Raw genomic sequence first — 23,305 nt, 5'->3', positions numbered from 1 at the left:
AGCGCTCCCGTTAATCCCTGGCCGCCCTTCAGGGCGGCTTTTTTCATGGCCGGCCCGCAGGGTCTCAGCGGAAATGGGTGAAGCCGCTGCTGGCGGGAAAGGGTGCATCGCCCTGCAGCCAGGCCACCGGGGCTGCCGACTGGGTGGCGCTGTTGGCCGCCAGCACGCCGATGCGGCTGGTCCCGGGCAGGGAGGCCAGCAGGGCCTCAGCCCAGGCAGGCTCCAGGGCCAGCACCAGTTCAAAGTCCTCGCCGCCCGCCAGGCACCAGGCCTCCCCCTGGGCCAGCTCCGCCAGCTCGGCATCCAGGGGCAGGGCGCTGCGATCCAGTAGGGCCTGGCAGTGGCTTGCCCGGGCGATGCCGGCAGCGGCGGCCACCAGCCCGTCGCTGCTGTCCGTGCCGCCCACGCGCCAGAGCCGGCCGGCTGGCCGGCTCTGCTCCAGGGCCGCCACCGCATCGAGCCGCGGTTGGGGCCGTTGATGGGCGCGGATGGCCCGCTCCCGCAGGGCGGCACTGAGCCCCGCCCCGTCCAGCTCCCCCAGCGATAGGGCCAGCCCCAGCCGGCTGAGGCCATGGGGGCCTGTGCTCACCAGCAGGTCGCCAGGCCGCCCATCGCAGCGGCGGATGGCCCCGCTGCCCAGGTGTCCCATGGCGGTGATGGCCAGCAGCCGTTGGCCGCCGCCGCTGCAGTCGCCCCCCAGCAGGATGCCGCCAAAACGCTGCAGGGCCTGATCCAGCCCCTGGTATACGCCTTCCACCCAGGACCAGGGCGTCAGCGCCGGTGCCACCAGCCCCACCGTGAGGCCCACCACGCTGCGGCAGCCCATGGCCGCCAGGTCGGAGAGGTTGGCCGCCGCCGCCCGCCAGCCCACGTCCCCGGGCTCCATGGTGGCGTCGCTGAAGTGCAGGCCCTCCACCAGCACATCGGTGTTCACCACCAGCTGTCGCCCGCTCTCTTCTTGTAGCAGGGCGGCGTCATCGTCGAATTGGCCCGGTGGGGCAAAGGCCGCCAGCCGGCGCAGCAGCTCCCATTCCCCCAGGTCGCGCAGCAGCACCGCTTCCCTGGCCGCCTGGGGGTCCATGGGTTCAGGCGTGGGGTTTGAGGTTCTCGCTGCCGTCGATCACCGTTGCCTTCACGATGCCGTCGTCCACGCCCAGCTCCTCGAGCACGTCGAAGCCATCCACCACATAGCCGAAGGCCCCATAGCGGCCATCCACCAGGTTGAGGCCGGCTGGGGTGAGTTCCGCTTCGTAGAGGAAGAAGAAGAACTGGGAGGAGCCGTCGTCGAGGGCTTCATCGGAGTGGGCCCAGCCCAGGGTGCCCAGGGTGGCGAAGGGCAGCACCGGCGTGGCCTTGAACATGCCCAGATCCTCGAAGGTCTGGTTGTAGAAGGGCTGCTGCTGCCCCGGCACCATGATCTCCAGGGGCACGGGGCGCTCGGCCTTGGTTTTGGGGTCGACGTAGCCGCTTTCGGCTCCCTTTGGATCGCCGGTCTGCAGCACGTAGAAATCCTCGGCGCGGGTGAAGGGCAGGCCGTCATAGAAGCCCTTCTGCACCAGATCCACGAAGGCCCCGGCCGTCAGCGGGGCGTTGTAGCCATCCACCACGGCGGTGAGGGGGCCCTTAGTGGTTTCGATCGCCACCGTGGCCCGGCCCAGCAGGCGGGGCAGGTTGTCGAATTCCGCCGGGATCGCATAGGGGAACTCCCCCACCAGCAGGGCTTCCAGCTGGCCCACGCTGGCCAGGACTGCGCGCCGGTCGTCCAGGAAGGTGTCGCGGTTCTGGCTGTCGCTGGAGGCGGCCAGGGTCTGCAGTTGGCTGTCCAGCTGGTCGAGCAGTTCGGCCCCCTGGGCCTGGGTGGCGGGTGGCAGGCTGGCCAGGATCGAGGCCCGGCGCGTGGTGAGCAGGGCCTGGCTGCGGCGCACCGTGCCGGCGAGGGCGGTCCAGCGCTTGGCCCGCAGGTCGTCGCTGGTGCTCTCCAGGCGATGTTGCAAGTCCTGAAGATCGCCCTGCTGGATCGGCAGGGCATCGCGCAGGATCGCGGCCGGGTCGGTCACGGCGTTGCCGGGGGGCAGGGCCGCCTGGGCCGGCGCCGCCAGAGGGCCCCAGCCGAGTCCTACAGCCACCAGCAGGGCCAGCAGCCAGCGGAAGGGGGGCCAGCGCTTGAGATCCATGCTGCAGCCTTGTCTCTGTCTGGACTCTGCCACAGCCGTACAATCCGGCCTGAACCGTTCTGCCGGAATGATCTCGAGCAACGATTTTCGTACCGGCACCACGATTGAGTTGGACGGCCAGGTGTGGCGCGTCGTGGAATTCCTGCACGTGAAGCCTGGCAAGGGTTCGGCTTTCGTGCGCACCAAGCTGAAGGCGGTGCAGAGCGGCAACGTTGTGGAGAAGACCTTCCGGGCTGGGGAGACCATGCCCCAGGCGGTGCTGGAGAAGGCCACCCTCCAGCACACCTACATGGAGGGCGACGACTACGTGTTCATGGACATGGCCTCCTACGAGGAGACCCGCCTCACCGCTAAGCAGATCGGCGACACTCGCAAATACCTCAAGGAAGGCATGGAGGTGAGCGTCGTCTATTGGAACGGCAAACCCCTCGAGGTGGAACTGCCCAACTCCGTGGTGTTGGAAATCACCCAGACTGATCCTGGTGTGAAGGGCGATACCGCCACCGGCGGCACCAAGCCCGCCATCGTCGAGACCGGTGCCCAGGTGATGGTCCCCCTGTTCCTCTCCATCGGCGAGAAGATCAAGATCGACACCCGCACCGATAGCTACCTCGGACGCGAGAACTGATCGCCATGCAGCTCGACCACACCCAACTGCGCGAGCTCATCACCCTGTTGGGTGAGAGCGACATCCAGGAACTGAAGCTCGAGGGCGATGATTTCCGTCTGGAGCTGCGCCGCAACCTGCCGGCAGCCCAGCCCCAGGTGGTGATGCAGGCCGCCGCTCCTGCCGTGGCCGCCCCGGTGTTGCCCGCGCCAGCGGTCCCCGTGGCCCCCTCCGCAGCCCCCCCGGCGGCTCCGGCTGTTCGCAGCGATCTGGTGGAGATCACCGCCCCGATGGTGGCCACCTTCTACCGCTCTCCCGCCCCAGGCGAACCCTCGTTCGTGGAGCTGGGCGCCCGCATCAATGCCGGCCAAACCGTCTGCATCCTCGAGGCCATGAAGCTCATGAACGAGCTGGAGGCCGAGGTGAGCGGCGAGGTGGTGGAGATCCTGGTGGAAAATGGCACCCCGGTGGAGTTCGGCCAGGTGCTGATGCGCGTTAAGCCCGGCTAACCCAGCTCCGCCGCCGTATCCAGGGCAGCCCGCATGCTGTCGGCCCGGGCCTGGCCCTGGCCGGCGATGCCAAAGCCGGTGCCGTGGTCTGGTGAGGTGCGCAGGAACGGCAGCCCCAGGCTGGTGTTCACGGCCTGGTCGAAGGCCAGCAGCTTCACGGGGATCAGGCCCTGGTCGTGATAGAGGGCCAGGGTGCCGTCGGCGGCCTGGTGCTCCTGGGCGCCGTGCCAGGCCCGACCCGCCTCCAGCCAGCAGGTGTCCGGCGGTAGCGGACCCAACAACTCGGCCTCGGGATGCAGCCGCTGCCACTGGGCCAGGGCCGGGATCAGCCAGTCCTGCTCTTCTCGGCCCAGCTGGCCCTGCTCGCCGGCATGGGGATTGAGCCCGGCTACCGCCAGCCGCGGCCGTTGGCGGAACCGTTGGCAGAAGGCCAGCAGGGTGTCCAGCTTGCTGCTGATCCGCTCCGGCGTGAGGGCTGCGGGCACCGCCCGCAGGGGGATGTGGGTGGTGGCCAGCAGGGTGTTGAGCCTCCAGCCGCTCTGGGGCGAGCGAGCCGTGAACAGCATCGAGGCTTCTGCTGCCCCCGCCAGTTCCGCCAGCCGTTCGGTCTGGCCCGGATAGGGGTGGCCGGCGGCATGCCAGGCGTGCTTGGCGATCGGGGCGGTGGTGAGGGCCTGGCAGCGGCCCTGCAGTACCAGGTCCACGGCCGCGCTCAGCCAGCGGAAGCTAGCCTCACCGCTGGCAGCGCTGGCTTGGCCGGGGGCCACGGCGTCGCATAGGGGCAGGTCCAGCAGGTCCAGCTCGGCGGGATCGGCCAGGGGGGCAGGGACCACGGCCCGCAGCTGCTGGTACTGGGCTTCCAGCCAGCGCCGGCAACCCACCAGCAGCGGTGCGGGCTGGTGCGTTGGCCAGTCCGCCAGGGCCTTGAGGGTCACCTCGGCGCCGATGCCGGCGGGGTCGCCTAGGGGAATGGCCAGGCGGCACTGCCTAGCGTTGGCATCTCGAGCCGGTTCGGGCATGGTGCGCTGGTTGCTGCTTGCGGGACTCGCCTTCGGGCTGGTGACCGGTGTGGAGAAGGGCTGGGTGGAGCTGCACTGGGATCAGTTCCTGCACGATGTCGGGGTGCCGTTTGTGCCGGATCCGGATGCCCAGCCTGGCGCTCAGCCCGGCGTCACCAGTCTGGAACCGCGCTCCTCCTCCAGGGAGGCTCGGAACCCTTCCCTGTAACTCGGAAAGCGCAGCCGGTAGCCGAGCTCCTGGCACAGCCGAGCGTTGCTGACGCGGCGGTTGTCCGCCCAGAAGCTGCGCGCCATGGCGCTCATGCTGGCGGCCGTTTCTGCGAACTGTTGCAGGGGGGGCAGCTTGCAGCCCAGCAGATGGGCGGCATAGCTGAGGGTTTCACTCGAGGGGCAGGGGGTGTCGTCGCTCACGTTCACCAGGGCGGGCCGCTGTGCTGCCGGCTGGTTCAGGCAATGCATCAGGGCGCCCACGATGTCGTCCACGTGGATGCGGCAGAACACCTGGCCGGGTTTGTGGATCAGCCGGGCGGTGCCGGCCTCCAGCTGTTGAAACGGGCAGCGTCCGGGGCCATAGATCGCCGGTAGCCGGAAGCTCTGCACCGGTAGGCCGCTGCTCAGCCAGGTCTGTTCGCAGCGCAAGCGCGCCTGGCTGCGCTGCAGGCCGGGGTTGGTAGGGCTGGTTTCATCTACCCAGGTCCCCTGGGTGTCGCCGTACACCCCCGTGGTGGACAGGTAGCCCAGCCACTCCAGGGGCTGCAAACGCAGCTCCTGCAGTAGCAACTCAAGGGCTGCATCGCGCCCGGCCCTGTCTGGCGGAATTGTGCTCAACACATGGGTGAGGCCCTCCGGCAGGGCCGGCTGGTGGCCATGGTCCGGGTCGAAGCGCAGCCAGGTGAGTGTGTCGTCGCGCCCCGCGCTTGGTGGTGTGTCGTCGCGATGGGTCAGCCATACCGCAGCTCCCCGCTGCGCCATGGCTGCCGCGAAGCGCTGGCCTGTGTAGCCACCGCCCAACACCAGAACACGTGCACGAGGGTTGACAGCCCCGGATGCCATGAGTACACCTGTATTACTTCCCGCGATCCCGGCTGATGACCGCGTCCTGTCTCTCTACTCCCTTTGCCTCCCCGGCGCGCTTTGCGCACGTGCCCCCCAGGGTTCGCCGGGTGCCGCTGGCCTTGGCCCTGGTGCCTGGCCTGGTGCTGGTCGCTGCGCTGTTGGCTCCGGAGCAGCCCATCGCCCAGGCGGACATCTGTCAGCGCCACAACGGGGCTGCGGCCTGCCGGGTGTGGTGAGTGCTCATGCGGCCTGCAGCATCGTGGCCGGGCTGGCCCCCGGAGTGGCCCACTGCAGCAGGCGAACGGCGAGCCGCAGGTCGCCATCCATCCAGGCTCGAATCGCCATGGCCCGGCGGGGGTCGTAGAAGCGCTGGCGGCGATACCACTCGAAGGCGTCGGTATCGCTCTTGTGGCCATTGCAGGCCAGGCAGGCTGGTACGCAGTTTTCGGTCACGCTCAGGCCGCCGCGGCTCTGGGGCAGAACGTGATCAATCGATTCTGATGGTTTGCCGCAGTAAATGCAGCTCTTGTTGGTAAAACTGTGGAGAGATTGTCTCCAGCGTCGAACACGAAGTTTGGGGCACAGATCTTCAAGGAAAACAGCGTCCTTGGCGTGCATCCGATTCGCTCGGTTGCAGAGAGTCTGCCTGCAGTGTCTGGGTTGTCAATGTGTCGAGGGATGCAGTTTGGGCAGTTTGTTGCGAGCTCTTGCGCGTCGTTGTGGTCGCCCTAGATTTGGAAGCGAGCATGGAGCTGGCCCGTTAGATTGCTGGCGTACCATCGGCGAGCTGGGCTGCTTTGGCTGGCTGTCAGATGCGTCTGGGGCCAGCCGGCACCATCGAGGTGGTGATCCCCTTCGACGCCGTCACCCAGGCCCAGTTGCGGGCGGTGCGGCCCCGGGGGGTGTGGCGCTCGCGGTTGCGCTGTTGGGAGTTTCCCCTGGAGGCGGCAGTCCCGTTGCGGCAGCAGTTCGCCGCCCGCTTCGCGATTGAGCCGGAGCTGCAGCAATGGTTCGAGTGGCTCGAGCAGCCCCTACCGCCGCTACCGCCCCACCGCCTTCTGGTGCGGGCTGCCGCTCTGGAGCAACCGCTGCCGGATGGGCGTTGCCTGTTTGCCCATCAACGGGTGGCGGCCCGTTGGTTGCTGGCCCGTCGGGGTGCCCTGCTGGCAGATGCCATGGGACTCGGCAAAACTCTCACCGCCCTGGCGGCGGCCCGCGCCCTGGTGCGCAGCGCCGATTGCCGCATTGCCGTGATTGCGCCGGCCGGGCTGCACAGCCATTGGCGCCAGGAGGCCGCGGCCCTCGAGCTGCAGCTCGAGCTGCTGAGCTGGGCGCGCCTGCCCCGCCAGCTGCCGCCCGCCGGCACGGTGCTGATCGCCGATGAGGCCCACTACGCCCAGAACCTCTCGGCAGCGCGTACCCGGGCCTTTCTGAAGCTGGCCCGCCATCCCCGTCTACGGGCGGCCTGGCTGCTCACCGGCACCCCCATGAAGAACGGCCGGCCGGTGCAGTTGTTTCCGTTGCTGGCGGCCATTGGCCATCCCCTCTCCGCCGACCAGCGGGCCTTCGAGGAGCGCTACTGCCAGGGCCACTGGAGTGAGAGTGGCGGCGTGCGTCACTGGCATGCCCTCGGGGCCAGCCAGCTTGAGGAGCTGCATCGGCTCACCCGGCCGCTCCTGTTGCATCGCGGCAAGGCGGATTGTCTGGATCTGCCCCCCAAGCAGCGCCGCCTGGTGCCGGTGGAGCTCAACCCGGCTGAGGGCCAGGGCTTTCAGCATCGCCTGCAGCTCAAGGTGGACGACTATCGCCGCCGATCAGCGGCTGGTCTAGTGCGCCGCGATGCCGAAGCCCTGGCGGTGTTCACGGCCCTGCGCCAGATCGGTGCGGAATACAAGTTGCCGGCCGTGGCAGAGCTGGTGGAGGAATTGCTGGGCGGGGGCGATTCCGTGCTGGTGTTCACGGCCTACGTGGCCGCCGCCGAGCTGCTGCAGGCGCGCCTGGGGGGTGGTCTGCTCACCGGCCGGCTGAAGCCCGCCGATCGCCAGCGGCAGGTGGACCGCTTTCAGGCCGGGAGGGACACCCTGCTGGTGAGCACCTTTGGGGTGGGTGGCCTGGGCTACACCCTGCACCGTGCTCGCCATGTGGTCCTGTTGGAGCGGCCCTGGACCCCCGGGGATGCCGAGCAGGCCGAGGATCGCTGCCATCGCATCGGAATGCAGGGCAGCTTGCAGTGTCACTGGTTGCAGCTGGGGGTGGCCGATCAACTGGTGGATGGCCTGATCGCCAGCAAGGCCCAGCGCATCGATCTGCTGCTGCAGCAGGGCACTACGGCCTTGCGACGCCAGACCTTTGCCCAGATGGTGCGCCAGCTGCTGGTGGATTGGTGAGGGGTTGGCAGCTGCGCATGCGCAGGTGGATCTCCTCCACTAGCACCGCGTCCTGGCTGACTCCCTTGTGCTGGCGTTGCAGTAAGGCAGCGGCCGCTCGACTGTCAATGCAGGAGGCCTCTGTCTGCCCGGCGAGGCTGTGCAACAACGCGCGTTCATTGCGGGGTTGGGGCGCATTGGGATGGGCGCTCACTACGGCATCACAGCGGCCGATGGCCTCGGTCAGCTGGTCCATCTGCACATTTCGCAGGCAGTCATCCACCCCAGGTCCGCTGCTGCGTGGGTCGGGGGCCGGGTCGTAGCAACCCCCCAGAAGCATCGGCGCCGCTAAGGCCAGGATGGCCCAGGGGCTCAGCGGTGAGGATCGGGACACAGGATTTAGTAGGCGTAGCGGTCTGAGCGAGGGGTGGAGCTCGGTTGGCCGCTCACCGGAGCTGATGGGTTGGCCTCACCCGCAGCAGAACCAGATCTAGCGGAGTTGGTAGTCGCCTCACGGGCTGCAGATTTCTCAAACAGGCTGCCGAGGTACTTGCCGCAGTCCGGGAAGCTGCCTGGGTTCTGGACCACCGCCTCGGTGATCATCACGGCTGCGTGTTCGGGTGAAGTCTTGAACATGCTCGCGCTTTGGCGCTTGATCAGGGCATAGGCGGCATTCCAGCTCACCTCATGGTTGTTGCCCGCACTGCGCATGTAGCAGTACACTTGGGCCCCTTTCCCGCCGGGGCTGTTTGTGCCATCGGCGGCCTGTGCTGCTGCCGGAAGCACCCCCAGCACGCCCACCATGCAGAGGGGAAGGCTGCGGGCCAGGCGTTTGGCCAGGGAGCGGAAGCTTGCGATGCGGGCCATGGGCACAAATCCTGCGGGCCCACCGTATCGATGCCCGCGCCCCCTATCCAGGGGGTGAGCCGCCGCCATTCCCCAGCACCAGGCGCACCATCAGCGGCAGCACCAGCAACACAGTGATCAAGCGCACGGCATGGAGTGCGGCCACGGCCGCCCCCACCCCGAACTCGGCTCCCACCAGGCTCATGCCGCTGATGCCGCCGGGTGCGGCTCCCAGCAGGGCCACCACGGGATCCACACCAAGCAGTCGGCTGCACCACAGCCCCACCACGAGGCCGGTCATGACCAGAGTCACGGTGATCAACACCGCCGGGCGCCAGAGCTCGCGCAGCTCGGCCAGGGCGGTGCTGGTGAGGCTTGTGCCGATGACCGTGCCGATGGCGATCTCCAGCATGGTGCGGCTGCCACTGGGCCACTGGGCCACCTCCAGTCGGCCACTCATGCTGACGAGCGCGGCCCCCAGCAGGGCGCCGGCTAGGGGTGCGGCTGGGATACCCGTGCGCAGGGCCAGCAGACCTCCGCCCAGGCCGGCCAGCACGTACACCAGCAGGGTGAGGAGGGGTGACATGGGGGGTCAGTTCCGCAGACGTGGCTCAGTCTGGGAGCGGATGGCTTGAGTCAGGCCCCGTTGTGTGGTGTCATCGGCGCAGTTGCCCTGGGCGGATGAACAGCCAATCGGTGTCCTTTCGGATTACGCGCACCACTGAAGATCTCGCCCAGACCGTGACAGCTCTCTCCCACCGCCTGGTGAAGCTGGAGCAGCGCTTGGCTGCCCTGGAGCTGCAGCTGGATGGGATGGCCACGCCGCTCGAGCCCGATGCCGATGAGCTCCGCAGTCTCGAGACCGTGGAATCTCTGCTGGCGGACTGCCGTTCGCTGCTGGCCGAGTCGGGAGATGCTGATGCCGAGTTGCCCATGGCCGCCTAAGAGCTGGCCAACGGTGACAGAATGGGAAGAAAGCGAACCATGGCCAACCTCAACAGCCATCGCCCTGCTACTCGCTCCGCAACCCCTCAGACCCCGGCCTGTCAGCAGCGGGGCTATGCCGATGGTGGGCACCAGCTCGAAAAGCTTGAATTCGCCCTCGCCGTTGCCATCACCCGCGGTGATCAGCAGCGGGTGGATCAGTTGAGGGATCAGATCGCCGACCTTGGTGGCAACCGGGAAGAACCTGGTACCTGAGTGTCGATTTCGCAACAGCTTTGCTGGCCTGGCCTTCGTATTTTGAAGACCAGGTCTTAAGTTAGTTTCAAGAAGCCGCGATTTCTCGGCTCTGGCTGTGGCTCCCTGTCGGGTTCTCGCCAACCATGGTTCGGCAGCCAAGTGCTGCACAGCCCCTTGCTCTCTTTTCGGACGCTACGTTCCAGCTGATGCAATCGATCAACACTGCGGTTGCCGGTGACCGTCGGGCCGATCTCATCCGGCAAGCCGCCGGCCACGAAGCTGTGGCGGAAGCAGCTGCGGCCTCTGGAGATGTGGCGGAATCGGCTCGCCGCATTTTGATGGCTCTCGATTGCGAGCGCAGGGCTGGCAGTATTGGCCCCCAAGTGCTGCAACTGATCAAGCCAAGGGGCTGAGTTCTCAGAGCCCCAAGCCATGACCAAGTGGGGCATCACTGGAGTTATTTGGTGTGGCCAAGCGGGTGACCGGGCTCGAACCGGCGACGTTCAGCTTGGGAAGCTTCTCGATTGATTGGCCGAACTGCTTGCGCCCCCGTGAGTCTCATAAACCCTCAGGCTTGGATGTGAGAAGGTCTGTGAGAAGGTTTTTGCTTTCTCTCCTGCTGTGAGAAGGCGCAGGCTGGAGCCGGTGGGCATGGGGCAAAGGGGCGTGGGCTGCTCTGCGAAGGGCGTTCTCTTTACGCAAGCCCAGCATTCCTTTGTCCATGGAAAATCTTTGCCGAGACCGCGAGGTAGAAGCAAGATCAGAAAGTTGATTCCAGCGTGGCGAGAGATTGGCTGCATGGGTTAGCCAACGTCGTATCCCCTGCGGTTTCAGCAGTGGCTTCGGTCGGCGACGGCCGTCCTTCAGCGTGCCACGGCTGCGCCGTGGCGTGCATCGGCCAGCCGCCGCGGTGACTTTCAGGAAAGTTGTCACTCTTTGGCTGCCACTCAGGCGGCCTGAATCAAGGATAACGCCTGGGCCGGTTCCGGCTCTTCTGGTGGCTTGTTGATCCACACGTCTTCTGGTTGGCGCCAGCAGCGGGTGCTCCGGCTCCAGCGTGTTGGATTGGATTGCCGGGCCCTTTCGTAGACATCGGCTCGGTGCTGGCAAATGGCCTTGGCGGCTCGGCTGTGACGCTGATGGGGCGTCACGAATTTGATACCGCTGTGGCGGTGCCGGTGGTTGTACCAGTCCACAAATGCCACCACCCACTCGCAGGCCTCGTCTTTGCTGGTGAATGGCCGTCTGGGGTAGTCGGGCCGGTACTTGACCGTTCGGAACAGGGATTCCGAGTAGGGGTTGTCGTTGGAGACCCTTGGCCTGGAGAAGGATCTGAGCACTCCCATCTCCTCCAGCCGCGTTTCCAGCGTGGCCCCACGCATAGCATTGCCGTTGTCAGCGTGGAGGATTAGTGGCTGGTGGCACTGGTGGCTGCCAAAGCCGCTGGGCCGCCGGTAGCGCTCCTTGAGACAGGCCCGCTGCACCAGATCCGCCGCGATTTCAGCCGACTCCACCTCGGCCACATCCCAGGCCACCACCTTGCGGCTCCAGACGTCGACCACCAGATAGAGGTACAGCCACACACCCCGCACCGTGGTCGGCAAAAAGCTGATATCCCAGCTCCAAACCCGGTTTGGGCCATCCGCCATCAGGCGCGGCACGGAGCGGGGTTCCTGCGGAAGCCGTGCACGCCCACGCCGGTGGCACTGCCCCGCCTGGTGCAACACCCGATAGAAGCTGCTCTCTGAACCTATAAACAGCCCCTGATCAGCCAGGGCCGGCACGATCTGGCCTGGTGGCAGCGAGGCGTACTCCGGCTGGTTGCACGTCAGCAGGATCCGCTGGCGTTCCTCCTCGCTCAGTCGGTGAGCGACATGGCGGGGACTGCATTTACGGCGGTCCTTGCCGTCCCCATCACCCAGAAAGGCCTTCCGCCAGCGTTTGAGGGTGCGCAGGCAGATGCCGATCTCACCGCAGGCGCTCACCAGGCCTGCGCCAGCGGCATTCGCCTCGCCGATCAGCTCGATCACCTGTCGCCGGTTCGCGGCGCTGGTCAACCTTCCGCGTCCTCCGAGCAGAAGGCATCCCACTTTTTTCGCAGCACCAGCAAGGCCGCCGCCTCCGCCAGGGCCTTCTCCTTGCGCTGCAGCTCCTTCTTGAGTGCTTTGATCTCCCGCTGGTCCTGGGCACGGAACCTTTCGAGCTCCTTCTGCTCGGCCATCGTCAGCACCGGCTTGGCGTTGGCATCCTGAGCGGTCTGACGCCAGCGGCTCACCTGCTCAGGAAAGAGACCACGCTCGCGGCAGTAGGCACTGAGCTCAGTCGCATTCAGACCGGCGGTCTCCAGCACCACCGTGAACTTGTCGGCGGCGCTCCAGCCGTCAGGGTCCTTTTCGGATGCCGGCACCACCTCTCCCTGCAACCGCCAGGACTTCCTCCATTTGTAGAGGGTGATCACGTGGATGCCCAGCTCTTCTGAAATCCGGGCCACGCTCTGCCTGTACGGCGGGCTCATTCGCCTCCTCACATCAGCCTTGATGGCCTCGCTGTAACGACGCATTGGTCATGTCCTCAAGCCCCCGGGTGTACGGATGAAAGGGGTGACATCTTTCCTGAACCCGGGGGCCGCCGCCCTCCGCTCCAGGGCCGGTGATGGGAGGTGGCGGGCAAGGCCGTTTTCCCGCGGCTGCGGTGGCGCGGCTGTCCTCTGCCTGTAAGGCGGGGCTGAAGTGAGGCGTCAAATTGCCACGCGCGACTGCGCGAGCTGAGATCTTGGGCGCCGAATCTGGCGGGCTTCATCGGTACTTTCTATCTCTGTCCGCCCTGGGCTCGGCTTCATTCAGATCCATTGCACTGCAGCTGCTCTGCTGCTTCCATAGTGCACCTGTACTGGTAGAATAAGGGCTGCGCCAAAGGCCCCAAGCCCATCGCCGGCGGCAACCTAATCCCTGGTCTCGCCATCACCGCTGCGTATGCCTGAGCGGTTGTGATGCCCCGATCAGTTGTCACTTTTGGCAGCCGAATCTATGGCTTTATGTATTCCATCACGTCCGGAGATTGCACCGGCTCGATCCCTGGTGATCGCGGCAGGGGGCGGCCGGGATCTGGCTTGGCCCCATCAGCGGGTTGCCGCTGAGCTGCTGGCCCGCACTGGCGGCCGGCTGGTACATCTGGTTCTCCATGGCGGGGCCCGCGGCGCCGATGCCGCCATTGGCCGCGCGGCCCATCAGCTGGGCTGGCCCTCCGTGGTGATGCCAGCCCAGTGGGATCGGCATGGCCGGGCGGCTGGGCCGATCCGCAATCGGGAGCTGCTCGAGCAGGCCATTGCCCGGGCCGTGGCCCACACCTCCCCGATTTCGAACGCCTCGGTGCTGGTTGTGGCGTTCCCCGGTGGCCCTGGCACCGCCTCGCTCGTGCAGCAGGCCCGCTGCATGGCCTCCCGTTCCCCGGTACCGATCGCGGTGGCCGAGGTCAGCCCATCGGCCGGGCTCTGGGCCGTGCCGGCTGGCGATGTCCGCTCCTGATCACCCACCACAAGTCTTTGGCGTTCTGTGGCGCCTCCCGCTCCATTCCCTATCCCTCCTCTCACCGTCATGGCCGTTCTCACCCCCTTCCCCACCGCTGCCGCCCCTGCCTCGGCCCCGGAAGCCTCTGGTCCTGATTGTTCCCTCCAGCGCTCCGGCTCCCTCTGGCAGCTGGGCATCGAGGCCCAGGAGCTCACCACCGCCATCGGCCAACTCGCCGAGCAGCTGGAATCCGATGACGGCGACACCCGCGCCAGGGCCCTCGCTGAGTTGGAGGCCGCCCTGCTGGCCGAAGAGGGCAACAAGCAGGCCCTTGCGGCCAAGGCCGACGCCACCTGCTGGGTGATCGAGCACCTGCGCGGCCAGGCCGCCTACCGCCAGCAACAGGCCAAGCGGCTCACCGATCTGTCTCGCTCCGATGCCTCCCGGGCCGATGCCCTGGAGGACTCCCTCGTCCTGGTCCTCTCCCGCCTGCAGCCATCGGCCACCCGCTTCTCCTTCCCGAATCACGAGCTCAGCAGCAGGAAGGCCCAAGCGGTGGTGATCGACGACGAAGAAGCCCTCGATCCCGAGTGGCTCACTGTCACCACCACCAGCAAGCCGGACAAGGCCGCCATCAAGGAGGCCCTCAAAGCCGGTCACCTCATCCCTGGCGCCCAGCTCGTCTCCCGTCGCTCTTGGCGCATCCACTGACGGGGCAGCGCCCCCTCCTCATCGGCCTGCTGCAGGGGCAGGCCCAGACACGCCTCCAGTCGAAATCCTCACCACCTCAAAAGCCATGGATCTCTCCACCTACGGCAGCGCCAGCTCCACCACCACACCCACCAGCCCGCGGCCCAGGGGCCACATCTGGTCCACACGGCTGAGCAGCTGGGTGGTACCGATCACCCGCAAGCCCGGCCGCCGCCCCTCGCCCGATCACATCCACTGCAGCGAGCCGCCCTGCTGGGTGCTGATCGAGCCGTTGCCGCCTCAAACCTCCACCCACTGATCCCGGTTCCTGTTCCCACTCACCCCCTCGAAGCCATGACGTGCACCTTCTCCACCGAGCAGATCGCCTGCCTCTCCGCCCCCCTCGATCGCGCCAAGGTGAAGCAGCGCGAGCAGGGCCGCTCCAAGGTCAGCTACCTGGAGGGGTGGCAGGTGATCGCGGAAGCCAATCGGATCTTCGGGTTCGATGGCTGGCAGCGGGAAACCATCGAGGTCCGTTGCGTCAGCCAGGCTGAGCGCACCATTGGGCGGGACCAGAGGCCCGGCTGGGGCGTCACCTACACCGCCCGGGTCCGCGTCACCGTCGGCGGCCCCACCAGTGCAGCAGCGGTGATCAGGGAGGGTTGCGGGGCCGGCCACGGCATCGACGCCGACCTGGGCCAGGCCCATGAATCCGCCCTCAAGGAGGCCGAAACCGATGCCATGAAGCGGGCGCTGATGACCTTCGGCAACCCCTTCGGCCTTGCCCTCTACGACAAGCAGCAACGCGAGGTCACCAGCGGGGCCGGCAGCTCTGGGGATCGCTCCAGCAGTAGCCAGGCCAGCCGGCCGAGGACCACGCCGCTGCGTGTAGTGCCGCCAGCTGCCATCCCGCCAACGGTCAGAACCCACGGCCTGGGATCACAGTCCCAGGCGACAGCGAAAACTGAGCCACCCTTAACGGACCCTGCCGGGACAGCCCCGCCACCAGGCCTCGACCCAGGCCTGGCACCCCTCGATCCGGCCAGAATTCGCCAGCTGCATGCCACCATCCGAACCCTGCCTGCCCCGATGCTGGACGGATTCAGCAAGGCGTTCCGCAAGCGCTTCCAAGTACCGGCTGATGCTCCCTCGATAGCTGATCGAATCTGCCAGCAGCGACATCACGACTGGATCGAGGCATTTTTGGTGCAGCATCACCAAGGCTAGTGGAAAGCTGGCCCATCCTTTGCTGCTCTCCAGGATGGATTTGGTCATGATGGCTTGTAAAGACTTTCTCAGTACGTGTGCGCAAGCCTCTGTGTTCAGAAACCGGAAGTTCGTGCGAGATAGCAGTGTTTCAGCTGTGTGCAGATTGCGCCCGGCGATCTTTGCTGCCTGACTAGATAAACGCTTGGCGATACAAGCCTGGCGGCAGGGGAACCGTTGCGCACTTCCCACTTCACCTCAGGACGGTTAAAATGGAATGGTCCTATGCTCCAGCAAGTGTGGCCGTAGCCGGCTCCTTCCGAGAAGAAGTCAAGTCGGCTGTGCTCCGATGGTTGAGGGAGAATGAAAATACGGGTTCATTTCTAGTAGAAAAAAGACTTGCCTTTATCTCAAGCTCTATCGGCAAGCGTGAAGAGAACCAAGACAGGTCTTTGTTCCTAAGGCTGCGCCCGCAAGCCCCTGAGTGGCCCGCGGTGCAAGCCCTCGTGCTTTGCGATGGGATGGGTGGCATGGTCGATGGTGCGACCGCCGCAGAGCTTGCTCTGAGTTCATTCGTAGCGGCTTTTTCGGCCAAAAAGTCTGGAAAGCTTGTTGACCAGCTCTGCATGGCTGTCCAGGTAGCCAATGACGACGTTTATCGTCGTTTTGGAGGCCGTGGCGGATCCACTCTCTCGGCGGTCGCCGCTTCTGGAAGCGGTGAGCTGGCTGGCGTGAATGTTGGGGATAGCCGCATTTATGGGGTGTGGAAAGATGGCGGCTTGCAACAGTATTCAAAGGATGACACCCTGGCCAACCTCCTTCCTGAGGACTCTGCAGCCAGCTTGCACGGTCGAATGGGAGAGCTATTGCAGTTTGTCGGAATGGGCAAAGGAATTGTTCCCCATCCCATTGACTTATCCTCTACTTTAAGCTCCTTCAAATGTATTTTCTTGACAAGCGATGGAGCTCATGGAATAGACGCCAAGGTGTTCTCTGACATTGTCAAGAACTCGGTAAACGTTGTTGAGCTTGCCAAGCGTTTGACGGTTCTTGCAGACTGGACTGGGGGCAAAGACAATGCAACAGTTGCCATTTGGGATGGAACGACTGATTCCCTTCATAATGGAGTTCATGAAGGGCATGGATCTCTAGAGATCTGGGGTGTGCAGGGCAAGTACGAACTCACGACTAGGCAAGAAAGTGCTGCCTTTTTTCGAGGTAAGGACTCAGAGCCTGTACGGAGAAGCAGGCGTCGAACCCCATCGAAGCCTGAAAGGGTTTCTTCCAGGAGCTCATCAGAAACCCCAGCCTCGTCCATTGAGGGGCAGCAGTCTGTTGAGCTTCGATCAGACAATGCTGGCACCGACCCATCATTGCTTCATGAAGGCAGCAATAAGGGTCAGCCCCAGCTTCTCATCGAGGTCGTGGAGGACTAGGGGCTAGCCATGGAGAGACATATACCCACCAGATATGAACCGCTACAGAGGCCCATGCGTGGCGGGATGAGTCGTGTATATATCTGTAAGGACACTCTTCTGAGGAGAAAGGTAGCAATCAAGTTTGTTGATGATCCGGAGGATGAACGCCGTCTTCTTGACGAGATATCTGCTCTCCAGAATGTCAGATCAAAACATGTCGTACAGATTTACGATGTGTTCAGAGATGAGAGTGCTCCATGCTATGGAATCGTTTTAGAATATTTAGAGGGTCCTGAGCTCAGTATCGCTGGTGCAGGTGAAGACTCTCTTGCCAGATACGTCTCTATTCTGTACCAGGTAGCGTCTGGTTTGTCGGACCTCCATAATCAAGGAGTGATCCACCGCGACATCAAGCGGGACAACATCAGGGAAGACGGGTCGGGCATCGTGAAGATTTTTGATTTTGGTCTTGCACGCTTTTCAGAGGTTAACAGTGAGACGCAAGGCTTTGCGGGCACGTTTGGTTATGCAGCGCCTGAGCTTTATCCAGGTGATGCGAGATTTACTACTGCTGTTGATGTCTATGCCTTCGGGATACTTGCATGGTATCTGTCCGGTGAGGATCCGCCATCTAGCCTCGCACCTGTGCGACAGGGAAATCCGCCAAGTTTTTCTTCTTTGGCCCTTAAGATACCTCCCAATATTTGCGATCTATTGGATGGAGCGCTTGCGATTGAGCCGACCGCCAGGCCATCAATCTCTCTACTTCGAGGGGCCTTGGAAGCCTATTTGCTTAAAGGTAGTCACAAGGGCTTACTAGTCACCTCTAATAGCGTTAGGACCATAGATGCCAGCCACGCTTCAGTTCGGCTTGTTCTCAGCGATAAGCCTGGCGGTAATGAGTGGGTAATTGGCATTCACTACAACGGTTTTGCCTTTGTCGTCAAAGAGGTGACAGCTGATGTGCTTGTCAACAATCGACTTGTTTCCGCAGGGGAGACACTTCCGAAGAGTTGTGTGATCACCCTAGGAGGTAATGGGGACAAAAGGGCATTCGCTACTTTTGACGTTTCAAATCCAGAGGTGGTGCTATGAAAAGTAGGTTATTGCATTCATCAGGCGACCTGATTGGTGAACGCTATAGGATTGCTCGCTATGTGGGGGAGGGCGGCATGCAGGAAGTCTATCTTGCGAGGGATCTCCATCTGCATCGTGATGTTGCCATTAAGACCCCAAAGAATACTTCAGCCGATAAGCGATTCGGGCGAAGTGCGGTTGTCAGCGCCAGAGTTAATCACCCGAACGTAGCAAAGACATTAGACTACTTAAATGACGGAGATGCTCAGTATCTTGTCGAGGAGTTTATCGATGGTCTAGACATTAAGAAGGGGTTGCTTGAGCCCTTCTTTGCGCTTGATCCTTCACTTGTCGCAAAGATTCTGCACCACCTGGCAAAAGGCTTGGCGGCGTCGCACCGTGCTGATGTAATTCACCGCGATCTTAAGCCCAGCAACGTAATGTTTGTTGGTGGCCCCGAAGTGCACGAGCTTAAGATCACTGACTTCGGCATCGCAAAGATGGCCAGTGAAGAAATTGATGATGCTGTTGTGGGTGGTGATGAGACAATGTCCGCATCCAAAACTGTAGTTGGCGCTCTTCCGTATATGGCCCCTGAGGTTCTTAAGCCTCATGGGAGCGCAGGAATGGCCTCTGATATTTGGGCTGTAGGTGCAATGATCTATGAACTGCTGACGGGCGACCCTCCGTACGGCCGTGGCCTTGGCGCTGTTGGAAAAATCCAGCAAGCGGAGATTCCTGAGCGTCCAATTCGTTTTCCTGGGAGGACGCAGTTTAATCCGCTTGTTAATGATCTCGCTGACATTATTGTTCAGTGCTTGAGCCCGAGTCCGGGAGACCGACCAAGCGCACAGGAGCTGTCTGCTAGATGCGCTGATTTGTGCTACACGGTCTCGGAGAGAAGATTCGGGGAGTGCATCTTCGTTCACCCATCTGGGGCTTATGGAGAGATTCGGGATGAAGATGGCAACAAGGTCTTTTTTAACAACAAGAGCGTTTACGGTCCCAAGTTGACTGTTGGCACAAAAGTCTGTTTCTCCTGCTTTCCTGGTCACCCCAATCCTCGTGCACATCCTGTTCTTCTTCTCAACCAGGAGGATCGATCTTGATTAAGGCTTTGGTCTTTGCTTCAATCTCCAGGCGGCCGCCGGGTGGATATGTCAAGTCACTCTAATTTCACGGCTCACTGTAGAGCTGTAATCGCGAAGGCCAGATCAAGGGGCATTGAGCCTCAGGCGATTAGGAAGGTCTCGGCGGCCCTCCATGCTTTCGAGAATGGCCAGGGTGAGCTGGAAACGCTGCGTCAGCTCACTAAGCGTCTGAATAAACGCGCCAACTTCATCCTGCTGCCCACTCAGGAGAAGACAAAGCCTCGAAGAAAGACAGGTATCCAGATTGTCCAAGGGGGTGCTCCGGGCTAAGGCCGGCTCCCGTCGATTGCCTCGTAGCGCACTCGTTGCCTTGGCGGTTTGGTACTAGTCGGGACAGCTGCCCTGGCGATCACGCCACCCTGCCTGCCCCGGCTTGCGCACCGCGCAAGGGCTGACGCGAGTCGCTGCGCTGCGCTCCGCGCCCCTTGCGCGGCGCAGGCGGCGCCGGGGCTTGACGGCGGTGTCGTTCGCCAGCACAGCCATGGCCGCCACTCCTTTCAGCCGCGCCTGCCCGATCCGCATCGTCTCGGTGCATCTGCTTGATGCCGCTGGCCGGCTTCTCAGGGTTCTCTTCCTCGATCGCGAGGGGCACATCTCGGCTAAGCCGCACTACGTGCCCCGTGAGGAGGCCCTGATCCTTGCCTCCAATCAGCAGCAGCTGCTCGGGCCTCAGGCCAGGGTGCAGGTGCTCTGAGGTTGTTGCCCGGCGGCATCCCCGCCGGGTTTTCTCCTTTGGGGTGTGGGTCGCGTCCGGGTCGATGTGCTCAGCTCAGCCCCACGTACACCGGCTGGAACCACTGCATCCGCCGGCTCTGACGCTTCTCGCCATGCAGCACGGTGTGCCAATGGCCCCGTCGCCAGTGGGGCCGGCGTGCTGCTGCTGGTGCCAGCTGCGGTCCCGGCTGATGGAGCCCTTGGTGTGCGATCTAGCCGGAAGTCCTTGCCGATCCATACCGGACCCTGGGGCCTCACAGCGCCGCTCTCTTCGGCACCGCCAACCGACAAGCCCTTGCCGCTGCGCACCTTGGCCGCGGGGCCAGTGGACAGCAGTTCCGGCTGGTAGAGCTGCACCAGCAGGGCGTTGATCGCCAGGCCCTCCTTCCTCTGGTTGGTGCTCTGCACCGCCTGCTCATCCCACTGCCAGGCCGGATGGCTCAGGTCTCCCGCGGTGGGATGACGTTCGCCGATCTGCTGGAAGGAATGGCGGGTGAGGTAGCTGGTGCCGTCGAGGGCCAAACCAACGCAGCTGATGCCACCGATCCGCTGCGCCTGGGGCGGGAGCCAGTCGGCCATCACCCGCAGGTCGGCCACGATCACCACCGGGATTGGCACCCTGTCCTCGGTGAACAGGGCGCCATCCGGGAGCATCAGCCGGAAGCAAGGCAGCACCTGCGGGAAGTCCTCATCCAGACGGGGAGAGGGCGTGCGGCGGAATGCCTCGGCCAGCTCCGGCGCGAGGAAGCGAGACGGGGCCTCCACGCTCCGGGCCCAGCGGCAGGTGGTGGCGGCCCAGAAACCGATCGGGTCATCCAGCTTGTCCATCACCTGCAGGCCCGCCTCGATCAGGGCGGCATAGGCCAGGTGGTTGGGCCAGCTCTGGAAGCCCCGCGGAGAGCGGTAGCGGTGCTGCTCCTGCTGGATGTATGGGTCCTGACGGCGCAGTTCGGTGATCACCGCGGCGATCGGCGGCAGCTCCGTCTGGCTGGCCCGGATCGCTTCCGGTGTCAGCCGGCTCATCGAGGCGTGAGCGGCGGGTTGCCGGGCTGCAGCTCGAGGTTGGTCACGTTCACCTGAGTGGTGGCCCCATCGGCCCAGCTCACGGTCGCCAGCACCATCGGACTGTTGGGGGTGATCGGTGCGATGGCGGTCACGGTGCCTCTGGCAAAGGGCCCGCTGCTGGTGGGGGCGTCAGGGCCGCTCACCATGGCCATCGACTGCAGGAAGGCGCGGGAGAAGCGAACGGTGTCGCCGATCTGCAGGGGTGCGCTCACGGTGCTTGCTGACAGGCCTGCCCCATCCTGGCCGGATCACGGATGCTGGGTGCACTGCCCACGCCCAGCCCTGCCGTGAAGGACATCCGGATCACCACCCAGGACGAGCTACCCGGGCCCGATGGCGATCAGCCCTACGACACGTTCGTGAACCAGACCGAGTACGGCAATGGCCGCTTCCTGCGCACCAACGTGCTCTCGGCCCGGCCCGACCTCAAGAAGTACACAGCGCTGCGCTTCCAGCAGGACGTCAAGCGCCACCCCGATGCGATCCGCCCTGGTGAGGACGTGGTGCTGGTGTTCATGGAGGCCCTGGAGCTGGAGCCACCACTCACGCTGGTCTGCAGCGACCTGCACCTGCAGGTGGATGGCTACCCGGTGGAGCAGGGTGCGGTGATCGAGATCCCGCTGCTGCCGCCGGGCAGCCGGGGACCGGCCAAGGGTTTCGGCTGAGGACAGCTCTGGGGGAGGGCCCACGGCCGCCGATAGCGTGGGGTCTCCCCCGATCTCCTCACGGCCTGGCGATGCCTGCCCATGCACTCCTGCCAGCTGTGAACCGTCTGCTGCAGCAGGTGGAGGAGACCAGCGGCCTGCGGGTGGCGGTGGCCCAGCAGAGCGACCTGGCCACCCTGGCCACCCTGCGGCCGGCCACGGCCCACTACCAGGCGCATCTGATCACCTACCGCGATGCCGATGAGGCCAGCAGTTACCACGTGGCCTTTGAGGCCGCCCTGCTACTGCGGATCGTGCAGGTGCCGGGCGAGCAACGGGTGAACCTCACCGAGAAGCGGGAGGCCAAAGAAAAGGTGGTGACGCAGGTGGAGAAGCTGTTCAAGGGCCGCCTCGGCCTGGCCCAGGCACGGCAGGCGGGGCTGCGCTTCTACGACGGGCTGATGGTGCAGCTGCGCTCAACGGGGCCGGGACTGTGGGCCGATCGCTGGCTGTTCGAGCAGGTGCCGGAGCTGCGCGGCCTGCAGACGGCGGTGCTGCAGAGCCAGGTGCAGCAGAACGTGCCCTGCCTCAACGCCGAAGTCGACAAGATGAGCCCCGCCGACGTGGTGAAGGCCAGCCGGGCAATGAATGCCGCCTATGCCTTCCAGGCCGCTGAGCTGGTCGGCATCCCGCCTCTGGCGATCCCATATCAGGCGGCAGGGTTTGAAGCTCTGGCCAGGGAGCTGATCGCCATAAGCCGCGCCGAGCCCGTCACGGCGGACCCGGATCGGGAGATCGTCGATGGCTGGGCCGAGAAGCTGGGGCTCTCGCGCTGGTACGTCTGGAAGACGCCCTGATGGAAGGCACGGCGTTCTCGATCGAAGAGGCCAGCTTTGATGCCTCCCTGCTGCCGGAGGGATCCCGCACCCCTGGCACCGAGGCCTTCCACCGGGCCGTGACCGACTACTTCCAGACGTCCTACGCCTCCATGGGAGGGCAGCTATCGGTGGTGTTCGCCGCGGGCCGCATCGAGGTGGCCTGGGAGCCGGCGCCGCCGGAGGCACCGGCGATGGCCTCTATCGTTCCGCTCCTGCAGCAACGCCGGTTCGCTGAGGCCCGGCCCCTGCTGGAAACCCTGCTGCAGCTGCAGCCCGAACACCCAGAGGTCCTCTATAACCTCGGCGTGCTCGCCAGTGAGGAGGGCCAGCTGGAGGAGGCCCGGCAGCTGCTGCGCCGGGCCGTAGTGGCCAACGCGGGCGATGCCCACGCGCAGGCCAATGCGCAGGTGGCGCTGGGATTGGCCGCCCTACGCCAGGGCGACAAGGCAGAAGCCCGCCAGGCCCTGGAGGCCGCAATCGAGCTGGAGCCCCAGAACGTCTTTGCCCTGCGCAGCCTCGGCAGCCTGCTGGTGATCGCCGGGGCCCTGACCGCTGGGGCTGGGCGGTTTCGCCAGGCGCTGGCGGTGGCACCAGACGACCTGATCACCACTTACAACCTGGCCCAGGCCTTGTTGGCGCTGGATCCAGACGAGCACCGCGTCGAGGCAGACCGACTGCTGCTGCGGGTGATCGAGGCCCAGCCCTACAGCGAGCTGGGCGAAAAGGCCAAGGAGCTCCGGGGAACCATCGCCGCACGCGATCTGCGGGCCGATCAGCCCGAGGGTCTCCGGCAGGACGCCGTGAGCTACTGCCTCCAGGCCTTGCAGCTCTTCGAGGGGATGGATCAGCAGCGCTTCATGGCGGTGCTCAGCGAGGTGGCAGCCGTGGGGCAGGGCGGGCTGCAGATCAACGAACCCGGTAGCTCCCGCACGCTCAAGACCCTGCCCGGCAGCTGGAGCGACCTGGCGTTGGCCTGCCTGATCCATGTGGGCATGAAGCGGCTGACGCCGGATGAGGACTCAGGGCTGGGGATCGAGGCGGAGTACGAGGAGGCGGCGAGGCTGCATGTCCGGTAGACGCAAACAATGCACGGGCTGCATCACTTGGGCGTGACCGGGTGGGAGCGGGAGAAGCCACGCTGCACCTGCGCTGTGCTGGCGGCAAACTGGGCGCAGCGGACTACACAAAGGCCGCTCA

General features: G+C 64.7%; 26 protein-coding genes and 1 pseudogene. 17 read left to right on the top strand and 10 right to left on the bottom strand.

The window, feature by feature from the left end:
• Positions 1-64: 64 nt before the first annotated feature.
• Together thiL and KBZ14_RS08280 are read right to left on the bottom strand one after the other, a co-directional pair.
• Complete coding sequence (gene thiL / locus KBZ14_RS08285) at positions 65-1,081, bottom strand: thiamine-phosphate kinase (protein WP_255117852.1); 1,017 nt, start codon at positions 1,079-1,081, stop codon at positions 65-67.
• 4 nt (positions 1,082-1,085) lie between these two features.
• Entirely contained in the window at positions 1,086-2,174 is a 1,089-nt protein-coding gene (locus KBZ14_RS08280) for a peptidylprolyl isomerase (protein WP_255117851.1), read from the bottom strand.
• 67 nt (positions 2,175-2,241) lie between these two features.
• Between KBZ14_RS08280 and efp the strand changes: the two genes are divergently transcribed.
• Both efp and accB read left to right on the top strand, forming a co-directional pair.
• A complete protein-coding gene (efp, locus tag KBZ14_RS08275; RefSeq protein WP_255117850.1) occupies positions 2,242-2,802 on the top strand; it encodes an elongation factor P in 561 nt (186 codons plus the stop codon).
• 5 nt (positions 2,803-2,807) lie between these two features.
• Positions 2,808-3,290, top strand: a complete 483-nt coding sequence (gene accB, locus KBZ14_RS08270; protein WP_255117849.1) for an acetyl-CoA carboxylase biotin carboxyl carrier protein — start codon at positions 2,808-2,810, stop codon at positions 3,288-3,290.
• Here the strand turns inward: accB and pdxA are convergent.
• Entirely contained in the window at positions 3,287-4,309 is a 1,023-nt protein-coding gene (gene pdxA / locus KBZ14_RS08265) for a 4-hydroxythreonine-4-phosphate dehydrogenase PdxA (RefSeq protein WP_255117848.1), read from the bottom strand. The genes accB and pdxA overlap by 4 nt on opposite strands.
• 141 nt (positions 4,310-4,450) lie before the next feature.
• Positions 4,451-5,362, bottom strand: a complete 912-nt coding sequence (locus tag KBZ14_RS08260; RefSeq protein ID WP_255117847.1) for a Rossmann-fold NAD(P)-binding domain-containing protein — start codon at positions 5,360-5,362, stop codon at positions 4,451-4,453.
• Positions 5,363-5,397: 35 nt separating this feature from the next.
• On the opposite strand from KBZ14_RS08260, the gene KBZ14_RS08255 reads away from it, so the two are divergent.
• Complete coding sequence (locus tag KBZ14_RS08255; protein ID WP_255117846.1) at positions 5,398-5,601, top strand: hypothetical protein; 204 nt, start codon at positions 5,398-5,400, stop codon at positions 5,599-5,601.
• Positions 5,602-5,605: 4 nt separating this feature from the next.
• Here KBZ14_RS08255 and KBZ14_RS08250 read toward each other — a convergent pair whose 3' ends face one another.
• A complete protein-coding gene (locus tag KBZ14_RS08250; protein WP_255117845.1) occupies positions 5,606-5,983 on the bottom strand; it encodes an HNH endonuclease in 378 nt (125 codons plus the stop codon).
• 194 nt (positions 5,984-6,177) lie between these two features.
• Between KBZ14_RS08250 and KBZ14_RS08245 the strand changes: the two genes are divergently transcribed.
• Positions 6,178-7,752: an SNF2-related protein gene (locus KBZ14_RS08245; protein ID WP_255117844.1), complete on the top strand. Its 1,575-nt coding sequence runs from the start codon at positions 6,178-6,180 to the stop codon at positions 7,750-7,752.
• Positions 7,753-8,130: 378 nt separating this feature from the next.
• Here the strand turns inward: KBZ14_RS08245 and KBZ14_RS08240 are convergent, their stop codons facing one another.
• Both KBZ14_RS08240 and KBZ14_RS08235 read right to left on the bottom strand, forming a co-directional pair.
• The gene (locus KBZ14_RS08240; RefSeq protein WP_255117882.1) at positions 8,131-8,535 is read right to left on the bottom strand and encodes a DUF6554 family protein; all 405 of its coding nucleotides are present in this window, start codon (positions 8,533-8,535) and stop codon (positions 8,131-8,133) included.
• 106 nt (positions 8,536-8,641) lie between these two features.
• The gene (locus KBZ14_RS08235) at positions 8,642-9,163 is read right to left on the bottom strand and encodes an AbrB family transcriptional regulator (protein ID WP_255117843.1); all 522 of its coding nucleotides are present in this window, start codon (positions 9,161-9,163) and stop codon (positions 8,642-8,644) included.
• A gap of 95 nt (positions 9,164-9,258) precedes the next feature.
• Between KBZ14_RS08235 and KBZ14_RS08230 the strand changes: the two genes are divergently transcribed.
• Entirely contained in the window at positions 9,259-9,522 is a 264-nt protein-coding gene (locus KBZ14_RS08230) for a hypothetical protein (RefSeq protein ID WP_255117842.1), read from the top strand.
• 39 nt (positions 9,523-9,561) lie between these two features.
• Complete coding sequence (locus tag KBZ14_RS08225; RefSeq protein WP_255117841.1) at positions 9,562-9,777, top strand: hypothetical protein; 216 nt, start codon at positions 9,562-9,564, stop codon at positions 9,775-9,777.
• 929 nt (positions 9,778-10,706) lie between these two features.
• Here the strand turns inward: KBZ14_RS08225 and KBZ14_RS08215 are convergent.
• A pseudogene (locus KBZ14_RS08215) lies at positions 10,707-12,319 on the bottom strand (IS3 family transposase).
• A gap of 517 nt (positions 12,320-12,836) precedes the next feature.
• Between KBZ14_RS08215 and KBZ14_RS08210 the strand changes: the two are divergent.
• The 8 genes from KBZ14_RS08210 to KBZ14_RS08175 all read left to right on the top strand — a co-directional run bounded on the left by KBZ14_RS08210 (position 12,837) and on the right by KBZ14_RS08175 (position 19,501).
• Positions 12,837-13,283 (top strand): SLOG family protein, encoded by a 447-nt coding sequence (locus KBZ14_RS08210; RefSeq protein ID WP_255117839.1) that lies wholly within the window; start codon positions 12,837-12,839, stop codon positions 13,281-13,283.
• A 69-nt stretch (positions 13,284-13,352) separates the two neighbouring features.
• Positions 13,353-13,976 (top strand): siphovirus Gp157 family protein, encoded by a 624-nt coding sequence (locus KBZ14_RS08205; RefSeq protein WP_255117838.1) that lies wholly within the window; start codon positions 13,353-13,355, stop codon positions 13,974-13,976.
• 85 nt (positions 13,977-14,061) lie between these two features.
• On the top strand, positions 14,062-14,274 hold the full coding sequence (locus tag KBZ14_RS08200; protein ID WP_255117837.1) for a hypothetical protein: 213 nt from the start codon (positions 14,062-14,064) through the stop codon (positions 14,272-14,274).
• A gap of 35 nt (positions 14,275-14,309) precedes the next feature.
• A complete protein-coding gene (locus KBZ14_RS08195) occupies positions 14,310-15,182 on the top strand; it encodes an RAD52 family DNA repair protein (RefSeq protein WP_255117836.1) in 873 nt (290 codons plus the stop codon).
• Positions 15,183-15,433: 251 nt separating this feature from the next.
• Complete coding sequence (locus KBZ14_RS08190; protein WP_255117835.1) at positions 15,434-16,597, top strand: PP2C family protein-serine/threonine phosphatase; 1,164 nt, start codon at positions 15,434-15,436, stop codon at positions 16,595-16,597.
• Positions 16,598-16,606: 9 nt separating this feature from the next.
• Entirely contained in the window at positions 16,607-17,674 is a 1,068-nt protein-coding gene (locus KBZ14_RS08185) for a serine/threonine protein kinase (RefSeq protein WP_255117834.1), read from the top strand.
• Positions 17,671-18,765: a serine/threonine-protein kinase gene (locus KBZ14_RS08180; protein ID WP_255117833.1), complete on the top strand. Its 1,095-nt coding sequence runs from the start codon at positions 17,671-17,673 to the stop codon at positions 18,763-18,765. The genes KBZ14_RS08185 and KBZ14_RS08180 overlap by 4 nt, the downstream gene beginning before the upstream one ends.
• A 523-nt stretch (positions 18,766-19,288) precedes the next feature.
• On the top strand, positions 19,289-19,501 hold the full coding sequence (locus KBZ14_RS08175) for a hypothetical protein (protein ID WP_255117832.1): 213 nt from the start codon (positions 19,289-19,291) through the stop codon (positions 19,499-19,501).
• Here the strand turns inward: KBZ14_RS08175 and KBZ14_RS08170 are convergent.
• Both KBZ14_RS08170 and KBZ14_RS08165 read right to left on the bottom strand, forming a co-directional pair.
• Positions 19,477-20,544 carry a hypothetical protein gene (locus KBZ14_RS08170; protein ID WP_255117831.1) on the bottom strand — a complete coding sequence of 356 codons (1,068 nt, stop codon included), beginning with the start codon at positions 20,542-20,544 and terminating at the stop codon, positions 19,477-19,479. The genes KBZ14_RS08175 and KBZ14_RS08170 overlap by 25 nt on opposite strands.
• The gene (locus tag KBZ14_RS08165) at positions 20,541-20,798 is read right to left on the bottom strand and encodes a hypothetical protein (RefSeq protein ID WP_255117830.1); all 258 of its coding nucleotides are present in this window, start codon (positions 20,796-20,798) and stop codon (positions 20,541-20,543) included. Before KBZ14_RS08165 ends, KBZ14_RS08170 begins: the two co-directional genes overlap by 4 nt.
• Before the next feature lie 42 nt (positions 20,799-20,840).
• Between KBZ14_RS08165 and KBZ14_RS08160 the strand changes: the two genes are divergently transcribed.
• From KBZ14_RS08160 to KBZ14_RS08150, 3 genes are all read left to right on the top strand, one after another.
• A complete protein-coding gene (locus tag KBZ14_RS08160; RefSeq protein WP_255117829.1) occupies positions 20,841-21,251 on the top strand; it encodes a hypothetical protein in 411 nt (136 codons plus the stop codon).
• A gap of 71 nt (positions 21,252-21,322) precedes the next feature.
• Positions 21,323-22,087: a hypothetical protein gene (locus tag KBZ14_RS08155; protein WP_255117828.1), complete on the top strand. Its 765-nt coding sequence runs from the start codon at positions 21,323-21,325 to the stop codon at positions 22,085-22,087.
• Positions 22,087-23,184: a tetratricopeptide repeat protein gene (locus KBZ14_RS08150; RefSeq protein WP_255117827.1), complete on the top strand. Its 1,098-nt coding sequence runs from the start codon at positions 22,087-22,089 to the stop codon at positions 23,182-23,184. Before KBZ14_RS08155 ends, KBZ14_RS08150 begins: the two co-directional genes overlap by 1 nt.
• Positions 23,185-23,305 lie beyond the last annotated feature (121 nt).

Origin of the sequence: Synechococcus sp. HJ21-Hayes (assembly GCF_024345835.1) — a bacterium.
GTDB lineage: Bacteria > Cyanobacteriota > Cyanobacteriia > PCC-6307 > Cyanobiaceae > Vulcanococcus.
Note: the sequence above shows the minus strand (reverse complement) of the source record. Positions and strands in the feature narration are given on the sequence as shown.